Here is a 1,293-nt window from a genome sequence, read left to right on the forward strand (position 1 = left end):
CTCCCCCACCCAGACAAGGAACCACGCCCATGGCTGCTGCCCATCGCGCACGCCGCCGCTCTCTCGGCGCAGTGGTGCTCCTCGTGACCACCGCCCTGGTCGCGGCGGTGCTCATCTCCCTCACCCGCTCGGTCGCTCCGCACGCCGGTGCCGCAGTCGTCGCGCAGACCTGGTCCGACGAGTTCGACGGCCCGGCCGGCCGCGCCCCCGATGCCGCCAAGTGGACGCTGGAGACCGGCGGTTCGGGCTTCGGCAACCACGAGTTGCAGTACTACACCAACAGCACCTCGAACGCCGCGCTCGACGGCCGGGGCAACCTCGTCATCACCGCGCGGAAGAACACCGACGCCGGCCTCGGCTGCTGGTACGGGCAGTGCCGGTACACCTCGGCCCGGCTGAACACCGCCAAGACCTTCACCCAGGCGTACGGCCGCTTCGAGGCCCGCATCAAGATCCCGCGCGGCCAGGGCGTCTGGCCCGCCTTCTGGATGCTCGGCAACGACCTCGGCAGCGTGGGCTGGCCGGGCAGCGGCGAGATCGACATCATGGAGAACATCGGCCGCGAACCCGGCACCGTGCACGGTACGGTGCACGGCCCCGGCTACTCCGGAGCGGGCGGCCTCGGCGCCGCGTACAGCCTGCCCGGCGGCCGTGCCTTCGCCGACGACTTCCACGTGTTCGCCGTCGACTGGAGCCCGAACTCCCTCGCCTGGTCGGTGGACGGCACCACGTACAAGACCCTCACTCCGGCCGGCACCGGCGGCAACAAGTGGGTCTTCGACCACCCGTTCTTCCTCATCCTCAACCTGGCGGTCGGCGGGGACTGGCCCGGCAGCCCGGACGCCTCCACGTCCTTCCCGCAGACGATGACCGTCGACTACGTCCGCGCCTCCTCCTCCGGCGCCCCCGCCGCACGCCCGATCCGCGGCATCGGCGGCATGTGCGTCGACGTCGCCGGCGGCTCCGACGCCGACCGCACCCCCATCCAGCTGCACGACTGCACCGGCAGCGCGGCCCAGCAGTGGACCGTCGGGGGCGACGGCACCGTCCGCGCCCTCGGCAAGTGCCTGGACGTCGCCGGCGGCTCCACCGCCGACGGGGCCGTCGTCCAGCTCTACACCTGCAACGGCACCAACGCCCAGAAGTGGACGCACACCGCCGCCGGCGACCTCACCAACACCGGTGCGGGCAAGTGCCTGGACGCGAAGGGCAACTCCTCCGCCGACGGCACCCGGTTGCAGACCTGGACCTGCACCGGCGCCGCCAACCAGAAGTGGACGGTCGGCTGACCTG

Annotated in this window: 1 protein-coding gene; it reads left to right on the top strand. The window is 72.2% G+C overall.

Annotation, left to right across the window (positions count from 1 at the left end; all coding sequences use genetic code 11):
• Nucleotides 1-29: 29 nt before the first annotated feature.
• A complete protein-coding gene (locus tag EF903_RS32700; RefSeq protein WP_125548547.1) occupies nucleotides 30-1,289 on the top strand; it encodes a glycoside hydrolase family 16 protein in 1,260 nt (419 codons plus the stop codon).
• The last annotated feature ends 4 nt before the right edge of the window (nucleotides 1,290-1,293 follow it).

The organism is Streptomyces sp. WAC05292 (genome assembly GCF_003949955.1).
GTDB classification, from domain to species: domain Bacteria; phylum Actinomycetota; class Actinomycetes; order Streptomycetales; family Streptomycetaceae; genus Streptomyces; species Streptomyces globosus.

What these genes read in the sequence shown, in the direction of transcription:
- EF903_RS32700 (WP_125548547.1), top strand. Translation starts at nt 30, where the DNA reads ATGGCTGCTGCCCATCGCGCACGCCGCCGCTCTCTCGGCGCAGTGGTG.